The sequence below is a fragment of the Mesorhizobium sp. B4-1-3 genome (genome assembly GCF_006439355.1).
Taxonomy (GTDB): domain Bacteria; phylum Pseudomonadota; class Alphaproteobacteria; order Rhizobiales; family Rhizobiaceae; genus Mesorhizobium.
On the sequence record NZ_VFTG01000001.1, the window covers coordinates 303,970 to 318,872 of the forward strand.

Below are 14,903 nucleotides of genomic sequence, written 5' to 3' on the forward strand. Positions count from 1 at the left end.
ACGGTTTTGCGATCGGACCCTGCGAGAACCACAGAGCATGAGCAGCTAGTCGTGGGCATCCCATGAATATCTGCCTAGAGCATGATCCCGAAAAGTGGGAACCGGTTTTCGGAGAAGATCATGCTCCAACGAAGAATTAGATCGTGTCGGCGATTCAACGAAACGCCATCACGATCTGGGTGAAGGCTTCACATTCGCAAGGGGCGGTTTTGCATGGCTATGCCTGACGATCGGCTGACGACGCTCGAAATCCGCGCCGCCGAGCAGGAAAAGACCATCGAGGAACTGTCCGGCCAGATCGCCGAGCAGTGGAAGGTGATCGAACGCATGGAGCGCAAGCTCGCCGCCCTGACGGACCGGTTCCTGGAGTTGGAGGAGCAGACCGCACCCGATGTTCCGGTGACCAAGCCGCCGCATTGGTGAGACGCCATGGGGGAAGATGGCCATGTCCAGTGAAAGCGACCGTGTCGCCAGGGCCGGCGACTATGTCTTTGGCCTGATGAACGACAGGGAACGCGCCCGCGCCGAGCGCGACCTTCAGGTCGATCCCGCCTTTCGCGACACGGTGCTGCGGCTGGCCGAACGCTTGCGCGCCTTCGATCCAGCGGTATCCGAAGGGCGCGACAACCGCTGGAGCTGGTCACGCAACGCCTTGCCGAACTGCCGCAGATGCAGACGCGGCTGGCCGCCGTCGCCGCTCCCGGGACGGAAACACCGCCGCCGATGATCCACCGGCTCGAGCGCAAGCCCTATGGCGTCGGCCTGCACTCGCTTGGCGGCAGGCTTGGCTTCGTCATCGCGCTTGCCTTGGTGGCCGCCTTTGCGCTCGGCTATCTCGCCGGCACGCTTTAAAAGCAATTCCAGAAAAGTGCCGGCGGCTTTCCGTCCGAAATTGCGTCAAAGCAAAGACTTCGACATCAGAAGCGTCGGCGCGCCGACCTGCTCGAAAGTCTCGACTGCCGACCATCCGAGCGCTTCGTAAAACCCGCGCGCTTGCCAGGTGTAGAGGTAGAGCGTGCCGATGCCGGCCGACGCGGCATGGGCCTCGACGGTTCTGACCAGCGCCGTGCCGACACCCCCGCCTCGATAGGTTTCCTCGACGACCAGACCGGCCAACCATGGCGTCAAATCGTGCGGCGAGTCGATCTCGTGCGAACGAGCAGGCAGCTCCCGATCGGCCGGCCACGCTGGCGGGCAACGAAAGCCGCCTCGAACCCATCGCCGGCGATCAGCCCGCGCAGCCCGGCCATGTCTTCGTCGAGCGTCCGATCCGTGCCCTCGAAGAAAGCTTTGACCCGAAGCCGCGCCATTTGTTCGATGTCGTCCTCGGCCATCGCTTCGATTATCGGCCTCATCGCCATGTCTCCAAAATGAAACCGCCGGGCCATGGCCCGGCGGTTCAAAGCTTGGTTCAACTGCCGATCAATACGGGCAATTGTTGTCGGCGGTGTAGTCGTGCACCTGCACCTTGCCGGCGATGATGTCGGCCTTGGCCTTTTCGACGGCCGCCTTCATCTCGTCGGTCACCAGCGCCTTGTTGTTGTCGTCCATGGCATAGTCGACCCCGCCTTCCTTGAGGCCGAGATTCTGGACGCCGCCCTTGAAGGTGCCGTTCTTGCCGTCCATGAAGGCGTTGTAGACGGCGACGTCGACACGCTTCATCATCGAGGTCAGCACCTTGCCGGGCTGAAGGCCGTTCTGGTTGGAATCGACGCCGATGCCGAGCTTGCCGGCATCCGCCGCGGCCTGCAGCACGCCGACGCCGGTGCCGCCGGCGGCGGCATAGACCACGTCGGCGCCCTGGTCGATCTGCGTCTTGGCGATCTCGCCGCCCTTGGTCGGGTCGTTCCAGGCGGCCGGCGTGTCGCCGGTCATGTTCTGGATGACGTCGGTCGCGCCGGCCGACTTGGCGCCGCCGACATAGCCGCATTCGAACTTGCGGATCAGCGGGATGTCCATGCCGCCGACGAAGCCGACCTTCTTCGACTTCGACGCCATCGCCGCCAGGATGCCGACGAGGTAGGAGCCTTCATTCTCCTTGAATACCAGCGAGCGGACATTGGGCAGGTCGACGGCATCGTCGATGATGGCGAAATTCAGGTCGGGATAATCTTTCGCAACCGCTTTCAGCGCGTCTTCCCAGGCAAAGCCCGCCATGACGATCGGGTTGCGGCCGTCCTCGGCGAAGCGGCGCAACGCCTGCTCGCGCTGCGAGGCGTTGGAGACCTCGAATTCGACATAAGCCACGCCGGTTTCGGCCTTGAACTTCTCGGCGCCGTGATAGGCGGCCTCGTTGAAGGATTTGTCGAACTTGCCGCCGAGATCGTAGAGGATGGCCGGCTGCACATCCGCGGCGAAAGCCGGAAGAACCATTGCGGTTGCGGCCAGAAGGCCGAGAACGATACGTTTCATGTGATCCACACCCTGTCGGTTATTTTTTCCGTTTTTGCACCGCCTGCCCGCCCGGCTCTCCGGCAGGCTGGCGACGTCAGGCAGGAAGTGTTTTTCCCCTCCCGCTCGCGGTCAATCTGGCACGGCGCGAAACAAAATTCACGTGGAATTTTGACCTGTTGGAAAAAGCGGTTACCGGCGGTTGGGCTCGGCGCCTTCGCCGCATCCTTCCGTCTGCGATTGCGTCAAAACAAGAGCCTTCACGGGCTTGGAGCGAATTGCGCGCCGCGGCGCCTGCGCCGGTAACCGATGGCGTAGAGCAGGAAGGCAAGCACCGCGAACACCGCGAAACCGGGCTGCGCGAGCACCCAGGCGACGACGCCATCCCAGACCAGCGGACTGGCCTTGGCGCGCACGAAAGTCTCGAAGGCCGCGCGGGTATCCGGCGAAACCGCCAGCCAGCTTGCGTTGAGCGGCGTCATCACCAGCGAGGAGGCGGCGACCGAGCGTGTCGTGTCGATCACCGCCATGATGACGGCAATCGACAGCGCAACCATGGCAGCCAGCCGAAAGATAAAACGCAACATCGACGCTCTCCCCGGGAACGCTCCGTCTACCCCGCAACCGACATAGAGCTTGCGTGGTTCCCGCGCAATCGCGGGCCGTGAAATTAGCGAGCCCGCGCCGGCCTGCGCCGGTTCACCCGCCAGATGGCGAAGATGCCGCCGGCGATTACGCCGACGATCAGCCCGCCCAGGCCCACGAAAGCGGCGAAAAACCCGCAGGCGCCCTCGAAACAGCTCATATGCGTCAACTCGGCGATCAGCGAACCGGCGAAAAACCCGCCGAATGCGCCGACTGCGCCGCCAAGGATGATGCCGAGCAGCGCGGCAAGGATCGAGACAAAGACCGGCGGCCGCTCGGTCTCCGGATTGGCATAGACGGTCTCGGACCCCGCGCCGTTGCGCAGAAGGTAAATGCAGAGCAGGCCGATGGCGATCTCGGCCACGGTGAAGCCCAGCGCCTCGACCGAGAAGACGAAGGCATAGGACACATAGGCCTGGCGCAGGATGAGCCAGATGATGATGGCGATCTGCCAGATCGTGTAATGGCGCGGGAAGCGGGCCGAGCGGTTGAAGGCAAGGCCAAGCAGGTACAATCCCCACAGGATGGTGACCACGCCGCCGGTCAAGCCGCCATAGACGAGCAGGAATGCATTTTCCGGCAGGTTGAAATCGCCGATCAGCCGCCAGTTTGCGATCAGGCCGTAGGCCGACAGCCCCATGACGATGAGGAGCCAGGCCACCGGGATCAAGGAAAGCCCGCTGTCAGGCCGCCCCGCGGGTTGCCGGTCGATCGATGCCATGCCAGGACGATGCCCCTCGCCCAAGCAGTTCCAGGAAAAGCATATCGCGGCTTCCATCAGGAACTGCGAAAAACTGAACCGGCAACTCCAGGGAAAGCTCGCAACCGCTCCAACCGGAATTGCATGAAAACAAAGAATTCGGGCAGTCGACAGCCGCGCGGAACCGAAGTCAAGCACAGCCAGCCGGAGGCGGCCGGCCTGTGCACATCATTCGAACGCATCACCCTCTTCCGGACCCGGCTCCTGCAGCCATCCACGGCAAAAGCCTTTGCAATGCCATTATGGCTTGGCATTCGCTTTCGGATCGACTAGATGAGCCCCGCGCCTGTTTGCCTAGACGGCTATGGGCGCAGGGAAGGGTTGCCTGCCGGTTGAAGGCACACCACATATCCGTTGAGGACTTCCCATGGGAGCATCTCCCCAACCCGCGCGGCGAGACCGGCCGACGCGAGATGTCAAGGACGGAGAGGTGGCCGAGTGGTTGAAGGCGCACGCCTGGAAAGTGTGTTTACGGGAAACCGTAACGCGGGTTCGAATCCCGCTCTCTCCGCCAGTCTCGCATCGGGGGCCTAAGGCGCTGAATAAGTGCTTTTGTGGCCGTGGCCAACGGCGGGCCCGCGCGCCGGAACCGACTGCGTCGCTACGACGCCGCTCGATTGGCAAAGCCCCCACCTCAGTCACCACGTTCGACCCGACGATATTTGAAACGATCGCGCACGAATTTGTTGAAGAATCGCCCTTTTGAGGACGCTTCCTTGAAACCCGAATAAATCTTGGGCCCGACACCCTCGTAGTCGTAGCGCTCGCCGCTTGGAACAAACCACACGGAAAGAATCCGCCTCGACGGATCGTAGCGAATGTTCTGGATCGCGGTGGAAGGCATATACCGACATCCTGCTTCCAACTCTCAATCCGCAGCGCGCTGCCAGGTTCCGCGGTGTGGGGACCGGCCTTGCACGGCTGTTGCGATTGCCTATCTGAGCCGCATGTCATCAGCCAAAAGCCGAACCACGGGGAGCTCCTTCCAGGGCGACCTCTTCGGCGCGCCCGCAAGCCCGCCGACCGTGCCCGAAGGCTTCTCCTACCAGCCGGACCTGATCGCCCGCGAAGAGGAGCGCGAACTGGTTCGTCATATTCAGGACCTGGATTTCAAGCCGTTCGATTTCCACGGCCATCTTGCCAACAGGCAGGTCGTCGGTTTCGGCCTGCGCTATGACTATGAGCGCCGCCAGGTGCTCGAAGCGCCGCCGATTCCGGACTTCCTGCTGCCGCTTCGCGCCAACGTCGCCGCCTTCGCGGGCGTCCCGGCAAGGGAATTCGTGCAAGTGCTGATCAACGAGTATCGCCCGGGCGCTGGCATAGGCTGGCACCGGGACAAGCCGCATTTCGAGCTCGTGGCGGGCGTTTCCCTGCTGGCACCATGCAGCTTCCGGCTGCGCCGCAGGAATGGCGCGTCATGGGACCGTGAAACGATCGAGGTCGAGCCCAGGTCCGTCTATCTCATGGCCGGGCCGGCGCGGAACGAGTGGGAGCACTCTATCCCGCCTGTCGAACACCATCGCTATTCGGTGACGCTGCGGACGATGCGGGCTCTTTGAGCAGCCGCACCGGCAGCCATCCGGGAACCATCGCCTGACCCCGGGGTTGTGTCGTCAGATTTCGACATCGAAAGGAAAGACGATGCGTATGTTGACGATGGTCCTGACGCTGTCGGCAATGGCATTGGCGCAGCCGGCTTCCGCTCAACGCGCCTATCCGCAGCCGCCGCAAATCCCGCCCCCTGCCCAGGAGCCCATTCCCAGCCAGCCCCAGCCCGGCCAGGATGGTGCCGCCCAGAATGTCACCAATATCGTCGTGGTGGCGATGGAAGACCTGCCTGCGGAAGTGAAGGCGCAGGCCGAAGCCATAGTCACGAGGACGACCGCCAAGGAACTGGCCAAGTTGCAAAGCTCGGTCGAAGCCTCGCCGGAGGCGACGTCGGTCCTGCATGCGAACGGGCTGAATTCCTCGCAGGTCGTCGCCGCCAACATCGACGGCGACGGCACGCTGACGCTGATCATCCAGACGACGGCATGACCTAAAGCATGTCTCCCGAAAGTGGGAACCGGTTTCGGGACAAAGACATGCGTAAAATCAAGAACCTAAAGCGCAGGGAGCGAATCTGAAAGATCGCGACGCGCTTTAGGGCCATGACCCGGCCGAACGGCGGCCGGCGGGCCGCGGTTCGATCCTCACTCTTGCGGAGGCCGTCATGACCGAAGCCGCAGTCCGCAACTTCACGCTCAATTTCGGGCCGCAGCACCCCTCGGCGCATGGCGTGCTCAGGCTGGTGCTGGAACTGGACGGCGAGATCGTCGACCGCGCCGACCCGCATATCGGCCTGCTGCATCGCGGCACCGAGAAGCTGATCGAATACAAGAACTATCTGCAGGCCCTGCCCTATTTCGACCGGCTCGATTATGTCGCGCCGATGAATCAGGAGCATGCCTTCTGCCTCGCCGTCGAAAAACTGCTTGAACTGCCCGTGCCCCGGCGCGGCCAATTGATCCGCGTGCTGTTTTGCGAGATCGGGCGGCTGTTGTCGCATCTTCTCAACGTCACCACGCAGGCCATGGACATCGGCGCGCTGACGCCGCCGCTCTGGGGTTTCGCCGAACGCGAGAAGCTGATGGTTTTCTACGAGCGCGCATCCGGCGCCCGCATGCACGCGAATTATTTCCGGGTTGGCGGCGTGCATCAGGACCTGCCGGAAGAGCTGCTCGACGACATCTGGGATTTCTGCGATCCGTTCCTGAAGGCCTGCGACGATCTCGACAGCCTGCTTACCGGCAGCCGCATCTTCAAGCAGCGCAATGTCGATGTCGGCGTGATCTCGCTCGATGAAGCCTGGGGCCTGGGCTTCTCCGGCCCCATGGTGCGCGGCTCGGGCGCCGCCTGGGACCTGCGCAAGGCACAGCCCTACGAATGCTATGCGGAGATGGATTTCGACATCCCCATCGGCAAGCACGGCGACTGTTACGATCGCTATCTGGTGCGCATGGAGGAGATGCGCCAGTCGGTGCGGATCATGCGGCAATGCCTGGATAAGATGCGTTCGGCCGATGGCCGCGGCCCGGTCGCCGCGCCGAACCGGAAGATAACCCCGCCGCCGCGCGCCACCATGAAGCGCTCGATGGAAGCGACCATCCAGCATTTCAAGCTCTACACCGAGGGCCACCGCGTGCCGCCAGGCGAAGTCTACGCGGCAGTCGAGGCACCCAAGGGCGAATTCGGCGTCTATCTGGTCTCGGACGGCAGCAACGTTCCCTATCGCTGCAAGATACGCGCGCCCTCCTTCGCCCATCTCCAGGCGATGGATTTCCTCTCGCGCGGGCATATGGTGGCGGATGTCGCGGCAATCATCGGCTCGCTCGACATCGTCTTCGGCGAAATCGATCGCTAGAGCAATTCCAGGAAAAGTGTGAGCGGTTTTCCGTCCGGAATTGCATAAAAACAAAGAGCTAGAGCGGTTCGCCGTTTCCGTGAAACGGTGAACGCTCTAAAGAGGGAGCGCAGAGACCCGGTCAGGCCTCCACCGCTCCCATCGAGGTCTTGATCGATCGCGATTGCATGCATCGCGGGCCGTCGCTAATGCATGAACACCGCTCTCAACCAGGCAAGGATACCCGCGCCCGGAGAGATCGCCGCGCGCACGCGCGATGCCGCCCAGCGGGCCGGCATGTTGGCGCCGACATGGCAATGGCAGACGACCTCATGCAGTTGCCAGTCGCTCATCTCGAAGAAGCGCTTGGCTTCACCGTAGGTATCGTCCCGCAATCCCTGCGCGCGCAAGATCGGATCCTCGAAAGCGACGGTGATCGCCGATCCGTCCGTACGCATTCTTTGACGAACGTCGGGCGTCGCGTATTCGGTGCCCGTCAGCGCCGTGAGGCGACGGCCGGGGTTTTGTTCGAGAAGTTGCGCCCAGCGCTCGAGGCGCTGGGCGCGATTGGCGATAAGAGCCGGTGCTTCGGCATGAACGTCGGCAACGGCGTTGATTTGTTCAAGGGTTTGGTGCTTCACGGCCGTCTCCTGTATCGGCACAATTGGCCACCCGCTGGCAATGGAACTAAGGCACGGCCAGTCGCCGGCAAGAGCCGAAACAGGCGCGCGGAATCATTTGATCGCCACTCGCCGTCGTCGCGCGGCGCCATCGTGTGGGAACCATCCGCGGGCGTGGCCGTTCTGCCAGCTTGCGCTGCCGATCGCTCCCGGCGAAGCTTCTGAACGGGCGGCGATCACACCATCGTTTCAGGTCGGGCAGCAGGTCCCGGTTTCTGGATCGCAGCAAAGCCTGCCGGGCACAGAGCGGAAGGAAAACGCGATGGCCATTCTCCCCAATCCGGACCCATCCCCCACCCCGGTGCCCACGCCGCCGCCGATCCCGGAGCCGAAGCCGGTGCGCGAGCCGGATCCTGACCGGTTGCCCGACGAGGAGCCGATCCCCAATCCCGACGAGAATGACGCACCGCCCAAGCATTCCGCAACCGGACGGCGCCGGCATTGACAGGCATGCGGGAGGCGGCGAACGCCCTCCCGCGCCACTGTCATTCCCCGCGCATCGTCGCCTGGAAGGTGGGCAGGTGCTTCTTCTGCGCCTCGATCATGCGCTCGCGGTAGACGCCGTAGATGACGTCGGTGTCGTGCAGCGTCACGCCCGCGATGGTCGGCGAGGCGAAGACCGGCAGCTCGATGCCGCGCTTCGACAGCTGCTCGGCGGTGCGCGCAAGCAGCTCATGCGCCATGATCATCGCCAGCACCGTCGACGATCCCGCCACCGGGCGGCTCCAGCCTTCGACCGGCACCACCGCATCCTCGATCGGCGAGCAGGTGTCGATGACGAGGTCGGCGGCGTCGGCCAGCCTTTTGCCGGACGAATGCGTGGCCGGCTTGTCTAAATTGTTCTTGCTGGTGACGGCGACGACGAAGATGTCGCGCTTCTTGGCATAGAGCGCGGTGTCGATGCCCGACGAATTGCGGCCGCTATGGCCGAAGATGATGATGGAATCACCCTCGTTCAGCGGCTGGTGGTCCAAGAACTTCTCGGCATATTTCTCCGTCCGCTCCAGCCACAGAAGCTCGCGCACGCCGCCGGCGCCGAGCACATTGTGCCACATCACGCGCGGGTCGGTCAGCGGGTTGAAGCCGACGAAGCTGCCGTAGCGCGGGAACATCTCCTGCGCCGGCAGCACCGAATGGCCCGAGCCGTAGAGATGGACCAGCCCGCCATTTTGCAGCGTGTCGGCGAAACGGCTCGCCGCCTGGCCGAAGGCTTCCGAATTGGCCTTCGATGCCTGTTCGATGAGAGCGACGAGACGGGGGATGTAAAGATCGGACACTTCGGTACTCCTGTTTGATCGTGTCAGCTTCTGGTGTTCGGGAGGCGGCCGGCGCGCAGCGTCGAGCGTATCTCGTAGCGGTCGCCGCGCATGACGGAGACGGTGAATTCGAACGGGCCGCGTTCGTCGATGGTGATGCGCTCGACGACGAAGGCCGGGCTGCCCGCGGGTAGGTCGAGCAATTCGGCGTCCGCCGCGCTGACGGCGCCGACGCGGTAGTTCTCGCGCGCCTCGACCGGCACGATGCCGTATTGCCGCTCCAGCGCTTCATAGAGCGAGCCCTTGAGCAGGCCGGCATCAAGGAAGCCCGGCACGCGTGCGGCCGCCAGTTGCGCCGTCTGGATGCCGATCGGCTCGTTGTTGCCCAGCCGCAAGCGCCGGATCCGCACGATGGGATCGCCCTCCTCGATCTCCAGCGCGCCGGCCGCCGCCGCGTTCGCCGTCGTCAGGCTGCAATCGAGCAGGCGCGAGCCGGCGACCACGCCGATATTGCCCATTTCCTGCGTGAAGGAGGTGAGCTCGCGCGTGCCAGCGACCAGCGTGGCCGAGCGCACGAAGGTGCCTCTGCCGTGCTCGCGCCTGAGCAGCCCGCTTTCCTCCAGATTCCGCAGCGCGTGGCGCAGCGTGATGCGGCTGACGCCGAACAGCGCGCAGAGCCGGTCCTCGGCCGGGATCTGGTCGCCGGTCGCCCACTCGCCGCTCTTGACGATGGCGCGGATCGCCTCCTCGACCTGGTACCAGAGCGGCTCCGGCCGCCTGCGGTCCGGCTGTTGAAAGCTCGCTTCGCTCATCGGATCTGCCTCCACCCGCTTCCCGCCTGCCCGGCAAGCGCGGCACCCACCAGGCCGGCGCGGGAGCCGAATTTTCCTGGCCTAAGTTCGATGCCGCGCAGATGCGGCGGCAATTGACGCCGCAGCGCAGCAAGCAATGGCGGCGCGATCACATCCAGCGCGTCCGCCAGGCCGCCCGAGACGAGGATGACACCCGGATCGAGCAACCCCACGGCGCCGGCGAGCGCCGTGCCGAGCTGGCGCGCCGGCACCTCGAGCAGCGACTGCGCGGCAAGCTGGCCTGCTTTGGCGGCTGCGATCAGTTGGCGGGCGTCGGCCAGCCCGATCTGTGCGGCAAGGGCGTCCAGCGCGCGCCCGGAGGCGACACGTTCCAGCCAGCCGCTGCGCTCCTCGCCATGGTCCTTGATGTCGGCGCTGGCCCAGCCGAAGGAGCAGGCGCCGCCATGCGCGCCGGCGACGATGCGGCCATTGGCCAGCACCGCCGAACCGATGCCGGTGCCTATGGCCAGCAGGATCGCGTCGGACACGTCCTTGGCCGCGCCCTCGGCCGCTTCCGCCAGAAGCGCGATCTGCGCGTCGTTGCCGACCGCCACACTCATGTCTGGGAACAGCGCGGCGACATCGACCCCATCGAGCCAGGGCAGGTTCGGGATCCAACGGCAGTTCGACCCTTCGGTCAGACCGGGGACCGCAAGCCCGAGAGCTTTGGCTTCGCCGGCGGCCGCAAGTGCGCGAACGCGCGCGGCGAAGGCGTCGAGGCTTGCCGGTGCCGGCTCGTGGACTTGCGGTGCAAGAGCGCCGAGATCGCCCGTATGGACAGCGGCGCGCAGATTGGTGCCGCCGAGATCGATGGCGAGAACCCGTGTCATCTCTCGCTGCTCCGACCGGCAGGCGGCGCGAACAGGCCGCTGCCGGCATTCCAGGAATGCGAGGCCGCCGCGAAGGCCTGCGCGTGGCGCGTGCCGCGCAGGCAGCCGCGCAGCCGGTAGAGCGCGCTGTAATAGTCGACATAGGGAAAGCTGCTTAGGCCCCGCGCCAGCTCATACTCCATCACCGCCTCGTGCCAGGCGTCGAAGCCGGCGCTGACGTCGACGAGATGCTCGGGCCGGAAGCCCTCGTCGTCCTCCCAGTTCTCGCCGAAGAGCAGGAGCTGCGGCGTATGCGCGGGATGGGCACGCTTCAGCGTCGGCAGAGCCGAGAAGAAAATGCCGGTCTGCGTGAGATGCGCGGCCGCGCGATGATCCTTGTGCCAGCTGCCGTGCCAATGCGTGATGACGACCTCCGGCCGCAGCTCGCGGATGACATCGCAGACCTGGAGCGCGGTCGCATTGTCATTGGGCAGGAAGGCGTCACGCAGCTTCATGTTGCGCATGGAAACGCCGAGCCGCGCCGCTGCCTTCGCCGCCTCGTCCTCCTTCTGCGTCGAATAGTGCTCCGGGATCAGGCAGGGATGGCCCTGCTCGCCCATCGACAGATGCAGGAAGGTGACCTGGGTTCCATTCTTGGCGGCGGCCGCCGCAAGAGGCCCGGCGATGACCTCGGCGTCGAAGGCATGCGCCCCGACGACCAGGATCGAGCGCGCGGCATAGATCTTGTCCTCGATCATTTCATGCCTCCCCCGGCGCCGACGCCCTCGCGAATCTGGCGCGCCAGCAAACAATACATGATCAGGATCGGCGCCATGGAGATCGCCAGCGAGGCGAACACCAGGCCCCAATCGGTGCGGAACTGTCCGACGAACACGCTGATTGCCAGCGGCACGGTCTTGTAGCGGTCGTCGAAGATGAAGATCAGCGGGAAGAAGAAATCGTTCCACACCGCGATCGCCGTGAAGATGGCGACGATCGACACCGCCGGCTTCACCATCGGCAGCACGATCTGGAACAGGATGCGGGTCTCTCCGGCGCCGTCCATGCGCGCCGCCTCGTCGAGCTCGGACGGCAAAACGCGCATGAAACTGGCGAAGATGAAGACGGCGAAGGGGATGCGGATCGCCGAATAGACGAGGATCAGCCCGGTGAGGGAATCGAGCAGGCCGAGGCCGCGCATCAGCGTGAACAGCTCCACCGAGGCGAGCCTGATCGGCAGCATGATGCCGGACAGGAAGAGGCCGAGCATGATACCGTTCCAGCCGAGCCTGTAGCGGCTGAGCGGATAGGCGGCCATCGCCGAGACGACGATGGTGAGGGCCACCGCGCCGCCGGTGACGATCAGGCTGTTGATGAAGTTGTGGCCGAGATCGGCGCGCGTCCAGGCGCGCACGAAATTGTCGAGCGCCCAGCTCCGCGGCAAGCCGAGGCGGTTGTCGTAGATCTCCGCTGTCGTCTTGAAGCAGGAGACGACCAGGACGTAGAGCGGCAAGAGCACGGCCGCCGTCCAAACCAGCAGGACAATCCAACCAGGCAGCCGCGCCAGCTTCTGTGGAATGGCGAGTGTGGTCATAGCTCGACCGTCCGCTTATCGAAGAAGCGCAGCATCAACAGCGTGCCGATGCTGAGGACGAGGAACAGCATGGTGCCCAGCGCCAGCGCCAGGCCGATGTCGGTGATGCCCACAGCCCCTTCCGCGCCGAAGGCCAGCCGGTAGAAATAAGTCACCAGCGTGTCGGTCGCGTAGCTCGGATTGCCCTGCACGCCCTGCATCACGTAGACGATGTCGAACTGGTTGAAGGTGTTGATGAAGGAAAGCGTCGTCAGCGTGCCGAGCGCCGGCATCAGCAAAGGCAGCGCGACGGAGAACAGCATGCGCGCATTGCCGGCGCCGTCGAGTTTCGCCGCCTCGAACACCTGCGGCGAAATTTGCCGCAAGCCTGCCGTGTAGATCAGCACCGGCAGCCCCATCCAGTTCCAGGCATCGACGGCGATCAGCGTGCCGAGCGCGGTGTGGCTGTTGCCGAGCACGGTCAGGCTGCCCTGATGCAGGCCAAGGCCGTTCAGCGCCCACTCGACGATGCCGCCGGGCGCGAGCAGCAGCCGCCACAGCGCGCCGACGATGACGGGGCTGAGTACGGCGGGGAAGAAGAACACCGACTGGAAGAAGGCAGCGCCCCTGCCGCGCAGGAAAAGCAGCCAGGCGAACAAAAGCCCGAGCCCGTTCTGCAGCAGTATGATGCCGAAGAACCATGCGACATTGTGCCAGAGCGCGCCGTAGAGCCGCGCGCCGCTCGGGAACACGAACAGCCGGGAGAAGTTCGCGAGCCCCGCGAACTCCTGCATGCGCAGCCCCTTCCAGGTGAAGAAGCTGCCCCACAGCGACAACAGGAGCGGATAGAGCACGAACAGCCCGTAGATGGCCAAGGCCGGCAGGATGAACAGCACCGCCATGCGCTGCTGCGTGTGCTGGAGGCTGGTCGTGCGGCGAAGCTTGGTCATGCGCTGCGTTCTGTGGGGCAGAGATGCCGGCCGGCTGGGGCATGATGCCGAAAAGTGTGAAGCGGTTTCGGACAACATCATGCTCCTGCTTTTTGACAAGAGCGGCCGGCGCTCCTTACTGCTTGGGCTTGAACCAGGTGGCGACGGCGGCCTGCATGTCGGCCGCCAGCTTTTCGGGCGCGACATTGCCTTCGACCATGTCGATGATCTCGGACTGCAGCACCGATGACGCGGTCGGCGTCTGCCAGCGGAAGCCGACCAGCGTGAGATACGGCGTCGAGTTCTTCGCCATCTCCATCATCCTGGCAAGCACCGGATCCTTCACCGTGACGTCGGTGCGGGCCGGCGGCCAGCCGAGCTCGTCGGCGAAGGCCTGCGCGAATTCGGCCGAGGCCATGTAGTTCAGCACCTTGATCGCCGCCGCCTTGTTCTGGCTTTCCGACACGAGGCCGTAGGAGCCGTCCGAGAAAGCCGAGGTGTAGAGCTTGGTCGAGGCGTCGTCGGCCGGGAATGGGAAGATCGAGAACTTCAGCTTCGGGTTCTGCGACTTGAAGCTGCCGTTCTCGAACGAGCCGCCGAAGAACATCGCCGCCTTGCCGCCGATGAACTGCTGCGTGGCGGTGGTGTAATCGATGCCGGCGAAACCGTCGGAATAGTATGGCTTCAGCTCGGCGAAGCGCTTCAGCGCCGCGACATAGCGCGGATCCTCGAAGGTCGCCTTGCCGCTCATCATCTCGTCATAGAAGTCCGGACCGTAGAGCGTCGGCCCGATAACGCCGACACCGATCTCCAATTCCCAGGCCGAGCCGTTGGCGCCGCCATTGGCGATCGGTGTGATACCCGCTGCCTTGAGTTTCTCGCAGGCGGCGACGAAGTCCTTGTAGGTCTTCGGAATCTCGATGCCTTGCGCGGCGAAGATATCCTCGTTGTAGAAGACGCCCATCATCGGCACCGAATAAGGCACGCCGTAGAGCTTGCCGTCGGCGCGGCCGCGCGCCCCGCCAAGGGCGGCGTCCGGCATGTTCTTCAGTTCCGCCACGCTGTCGTCGAGCGCGTCGAGATAGCCGCCTTCGATGAAAGGCTGCAATTCGCCATAGGCCTTGAGCTGCGCGATATCGGGTCCGCGCCCGCCGCGCAGCGCCGTGCTCAGGCGGTTCTGGTAGTCGGCGTCGGGCGTGAACTGGATGTCGACCTTGATGCCGGGATTCTTCTTCTCGAACGCCTCGAAGATGCGATGCATGGCGGCCTCGTCCTCGGTGCGCCAGCTCCATAGCGTCACGGTGGAGTCGGCGCGGGCCGGCAGCGTCGAAAGCGCGCCCGCGCAAGCAGCGGCGAGGCCGCCGATCAGGCCGAGCGCCGCGCGCCGGTGGATTGAAAGCATGCTCATTGCCAGTTCTCCCATTTTTCTCGGTTCTGAGGCATTCAAGAGAGTCGTCTGCTTTTTCGAAAAGTCATTATAACGACATGATGCATATCGCAAGGGCTTTAAAGCCGCGAGCGATTGCACGCCACTGGCCGGTCAATGCGTTATCGAGATGTAAATATTTAATTTCAAACGTAAATTGGCCACCTTTGACCATGGTGGGGAATCTTCGACTGTACAGGT

The 14,903-nt window shown here is 64.2% G+C and carries 21 protein-coding genes and 1 tRNA gene; 8 read left to right on the top strand and 14 right to left on the bottom strand.

The genetic code is table 11. The features are described 5' to 3' along the window. The first annotated feature begins 213 nt into the window (after window positions 1-213). Genes FJW06_RS01445 through FJW06_RS30765 form a run of 3 tightly spaced genes read left to right on the top strand, consistent with a single transcriptional unit; the run spans window position 214 to window position 852 of the window. On the top strand, window positions 214-423 hold the full coding sequence (locus FJW06_RS01445; RefSeq protein ID WP_040990189.1) for a SlyX family protein: 210 nt from the start codon (window positions 214-216) through the stop codon (window positions 421-423). 22 nt (window positions 424-445) lie between these two features. Further along, entirely contained in the window at window positions 446-727 is a 282-nt protein-coding gene (locus FJW06_RS01450) for a hypothetical protein (protein WP_246674490.1), read from the top strand. After that, window positions 724-852, top strand: coding sequence for a hypothetical protein (locus tag FJW06_RS30765; protein WP_281404874.1), 129 nt, complete (start codon window positions 724-726; stop codon window positions 850-852). The genes FJW06_RS01450 and FJW06_RS30765 overlap by 4 nt, the downstream gene beginning before the upstream one ends. A gap of 45 nt (window positions 853-897) precedes the next feature. Here the strand turns inward: FJW06_RS30765 and FJW06_RS30425 are convergent, their stop codons facing one another. From FJW06_RS30425 to FJW06_RS01470, 5 genes are all read right to left on the bottom strand, one after another. Beyond that, complete coding sequence (locus tag FJW06_RS30425; protein ID WP_246674491.1) at window positions 898-1,116, bottom strand: GNAT family N-acetyltransferase; 219 nt, start codon at window positions 1,114-1,116, stop codon at window positions 898-900. 8 nt (window positions 1,117-1,124) lie between these two features. Further along, window positions 1,125-1,355, bottom strand: a complete 231-nt coding sequence (locus FJW06_RS30430) for a hypothetical protein (RefSeq protein WP_246674492.1) — start codon at window positions 1,353-1,355, stop codon at window positions 1,125-1,127. Window positions 1,356-1,422: 67 nt separating this feature from the next. Beyond that, window positions 1,423-2,412: a BMP family ABC transporter substrate-binding protein gene (locus FJW06_RS01460; RefSeq protein WP_140746894.1), complete on the bottom strand. Its 990-nt coding sequence runs from the start codon at window positions 2,410-2,412 to the stop codon at window positions 1,423-1,425. A gap of 239 nt (window positions 2,413-2,651) precedes the next feature. Beyond that, on the bottom strand, window positions 2,652-2,978 hold the full coding sequence (locus FJW06_RS01465) for a hypothetical protein (protein ID WP_140746897.1): 327 nt from the start codon (window positions 2,976-2,978) through the stop codon (window positions 2,652-2,654). Between the two features lie 83 nt (window positions 2,979-3,061). Further along, window positions 3,062-3,757: a DUF2569 family protein gene (locus tag FJW06_RS01470; RefSeq protein ID WP_140746900.1), complete on the bottom strand. Its 696-nt coding sequence runs from the start codon at window positions 3,755-3,757 to the stop codon at window positions 3,062-3,064. A 463-nt stretch (window positions 3,758-4,220) separates the two neighbouring features. Between FJW06_RS01470 and FJW06_RS01475 the strand changes: the two genes are divergently transcribed. Next, a tRNA-Ser gene (locus FJW06_RS01475) sits at window positions 4,221-4,310 on the top strand. Window positions 4,311-4,430: 120 nt separating this feature from the next. On the opposite strand, the gene FJW06_RS01480 is transcribed toward FJW06_RS01475, so the two are convergent. Beyond that, window positions 4,431-4,640, bottom strand: a complete 210-nt coding sequence (locus FJW06_RS01480; protein ID WP_040997358.1) for a KTSC domain-containing protein — start codon at window positions 4,638-4,640, stop codon at window positions 4,431-4,433. Here FJW06_RS01480 and FJW06_RS01485 point away from each other — a divergent pair. The 3 genes from FJW06_RS01485 (at window position 4,615) to FJW06_RS01495 (ending at window position 7,199) form a co-directional block, all read left to right on the top strand. Next, entirely contained in the window at window positions 4,615-5,355 is a 741-nt protein-coding gene (locus FJW06_RS01485) for an alpha-ketoglutarate-dependent dioxygenase AlkB (RefSeq protein ID WP_348644018.1), read from the top strand. The two genes, FJW06_RS01480 and FJW06_RS01485, sit on opposite strands and share 26 nt — an antisense overlap. Before the next feature lie 82 nt (window positions 5,356-5,437). Continuing rightward, window positions 5,438-5,833: a hypothetical protein gene (locus FJW06_RS01490; RefSeq protein WP_140746903.1), complete on the top strand. Its 396-nt coding sequence runs from the start codon at window positions 5,438-5,440 to the stop codon at window positions 5,831-5,833. 175 nt (window positions 5,834-6,008) lie between these two features. Beyond that, on the top strand, window positions 6,009-7,199 hold the full coding sequence (locus FJW06_RS01495; protein ID WP_140746906.1) for an NADH-quinone oxidoreductase subunit D: 1,191 nt from the start codon (window positions 6,009-6,011) through the stop codon (window positions 7,197-7,199). Between the two features lie 185 nt (window positions 7,200-7,384). Here the strand turns inward: FJW06_RS01495 and FJW06_RS01500 are convergent, their stop codons facing one another. Then, a complete protein-coding gene (locus FJW06_RS01500; protein WP_140747682.1) occupies window positions 7,385-7,819 on the bottom strand; it encodes a hypothetical protein in 435 nt (144 codons plus the stop codon). Window positions 7,820-8,120: 301 nt separating this feature from the next. Between FJW06_RS01500 and FJW06_RS01505 the strand changes: the two genes are divergently transcribed. Further along, window positions 8,121-8,303 (top strand): hypothetical protein, encoded by a 183-nt coding sequence (locus FJW06_RS01505; protein ID WP_140746909.1) that lies wholly within the window; start codon window positions 8,121-8,123, stop codon window positions 8,301-8,303. Between the two features lie 40 nt (window positions 8,304-8,343). Here the strand turns inward: FJW06_RS01505 and FJW06_RS01510 are convergent, their stop codons facing one another. The 7 genes from FJW06_RS01510 to FJW06_RS01540 all read right to left on the bottom strand — a co-directional run bounded on the left by FJW06_RS01510 (window position 8,344) and on the right by FJW06_RS01540 (window position 14,684). Beyond that, window positions 8,344-9,135: a sugar isomerase domain-containing protein gene (locus FJW06_RS01510; RefSeq protein ID WP_140746912.1), complete on the bottom strand. Its 792-nt coding sequence runs from the start codon at window positions 9,133-9,135 to the stop codon at window positions 8,344-8,346. A gap of 23 nt (window positions 9,136-9,158) precedes the next feature. Further along, a complete protein-coding gene (locus FJW06_RS01515; protein WP_140746915.1) occupies window positions 9,159-9,926 on the bottom strand; it encodes a GntR family transcriptional regulator in 768 nt (255 codons plus the stop codon). Continuing rightward, window positions 9,923-10,795 (bottom strand): ROK family protein, encoded by an 873-nt coding sequence (locus FJW06_RS01520; RefSeq protein WP_140746918.1) that lies wholly within the window; start codon window positions 10,793-10,795, stop codon window positions 9,923-9,925. The genes FJW06_RS01515 and FJW06_RS01520 overlap by 4 nt, the downstream gene beginning before the upstream one ends. Then, complete coding sequence (locus FJW06_RS01525) at window positions 10,792-11,532, bottom strand: PIG-L family deacetylase (RefSeq protein ID WP_140746921.1); 741 nt, start codon at window positions 11,530-11,532, stop codon at window positions 10,792-10,794. The genes FJW06_RS01520 and FJW06_RS01525 overlap by 4 nt, the downstream gene beginning before the upstream one ends. Beyond that, entirely contained in the window at window positions 11,529-12,368 is an 840-nt protein-coding gene (locus FJW06_RS01530; protein ID WP_140746924.1) for a carbohydrate ABC transporter permease, read from the bottom strand. Before FJW06_RS01530 ends, FJW06_RS01525 begins: the two co-directional genes overlap by 4 nt. Then, complete coding sequence (locus FJW06_RS01535) at window positions 12,365-13,297, bottom strand: sugar ABC transporter permease (RefSeq protein ID WP_140746927.1); 933 nt, start codon at window positions 13,295-13,297, stop codon at window positions 12,365-12,367. The genes FJW06_RS01530 and FJW06_RS01535 overlap by 4 nt, the downstream gene beginning before the upstream one ends. A 115-nt stretch (window positions 13,298-13,412) precedes the next feature. Continuing rightward, the gene (locus tag FJW06_RS01540; RefSeq protein ID WP_140746930.1) at window positions 13,413-14,684 is read right to left on the bottom strand and encodes an extracellular solute-binding protein; all 1,272 of its coding nucleotides are present in this window, start codon (window positions 14,682-14,684) and stop codon (window positions 13,413-13,415) included. Between the last annotated feature and the right edge of the window lie 219 nt (window positions 14,685-14,903).

Excerpts from the sequence above, each read along its gene's own strand:
- FJW06_RS01535 (WP_140746927.1), bottom strand. The coding sequence starts at position 13,297 with ATGACCAAGCTTCGCCGCACGACCAGCCTCCAGCACACGCAGCAGCGC.
- FJW06_RS01540 (WP_140746930.1), bottom strand. The coding sequence starts at position 14,684 with ATGAGCATGCTTTCAATCCACCGGCGCGCGGCGCTCGGCCTGATCGGC.
- FJW06_RS01450 (WP_246674490.1), top strand. The coding sequence starts at position 446 with ATGTCCAGTGAAAGCGACCGTGTCGCCAGGGCCGGCGACTATGTCTTT.
- FJW06_RS01495 (WP_140746906.1), top strand. The coding sequence starts at position 6,009 with ATGACCGAAGCCGCAGTCCGCAACTTCACGCTCAATTTCGGGCCGCAG.
- FJW06_RS01490 (WP_140746903.1), top strand. The coding sequence starts at position 5,438 with ATGCGTATGTTGACGATGGTCCTGACGCTGTCGGCAATGGCATTGGCG.
- FJW06_RS01520 (WP_140746918.1), bottom strand. The coding sequence starts at position 10,795 with ATGACACGGGTTCTCGCCATCGATCTCGGCGGCACCAATCTGCGCGCC.
- FJW06_RS01480 (WP_040997358.1), bottom strand. The coding sequence starts at position 4,640 with ATGCCTTCCACCGCGATCCAGAACATTCGCTACGATCCGTCGAGGCGG.
- FJW06_RS01470 (WP_140746900.1), bottom strand. The coding sequence starts at position 3,757 with ATGGCATCGATCGACCGGCAACCCGCGGGGCGGCCTGACAGCGGGCTT.
- FJW06_RS01515 (WP_140746915.1), bottom strand. The coding sequence starts at position 9,926 with ATGAGCGAAGCGAGCTTTCAACAGCCGGACCGCAGGCGGCCGGAGCCG.
- FJW06_RS01505 (WP_140746909.1), top strand. The coding sequence starts at position 8,121 with ATGGCCATTCTCCCCAATCCGGACCCATCCCCCACCCCGGTGCCCACG.
- FJW06_RS01525 (WP_140746921.1), bottom strand. The coding sequence starts at position 11,532 with ATGATCGAGGACAAGATCTATGCCGCGCGCTCGATCCTGGTCGTCGGG.
- FJW06_RS01485 (WP_348644018.1), top strand. The coding sequence starts at position 4,615 with ATGTTCTGGATCGCGGTGGAAGGCATATACCGACATCCTGCTTCCAAC.
- FJW06_RS30765 (WP_281404874.1), top strand. The coding sequence starts at position 724 with ATGATCCACCGGCTCGAGCGCAAGCCCTATGGCGTCGGCCTGCACTCG.
- FJW06_RS01465 (WP_140746897.1), bottom strand. The coding sequence starts at position 2,978 with ATGTTGCGTTTTATCTTTCGGCTGGCTGCCATGGTTGCGCTGTCGATT.
- FJW06_RS01530 (WP_140746924.1), bottom strand. The coding sequence starts at position 12,368 with ATGACCACACTCGCCATTCCACAGAAGCTGGCGCGGCTGCCTGGTTGG.
- FJW06_RS01445 (WP_040990189.1), top strand. The coding sequence starts at position 214 with ATGGCTATGCCTGACGATCGGCTGACGACGCTCGAAATCCGCGCCGCC.
- FJW06_RS30430 (WP_246674492.1), bottom strand. The coding sequence starts at position 1,355 with ATGAGGCCGATAATCGAAGCGATGGCCGAGGACGACATCGAACAAATG.
- FJW06_RS01460 (WP_140746894.1), bottom strand. The coding sequence starts at position 2,412 with ATGAAACGTATCGTTCTCGGCCTTCTGGCCGCAACCGCAATGGTTCTT.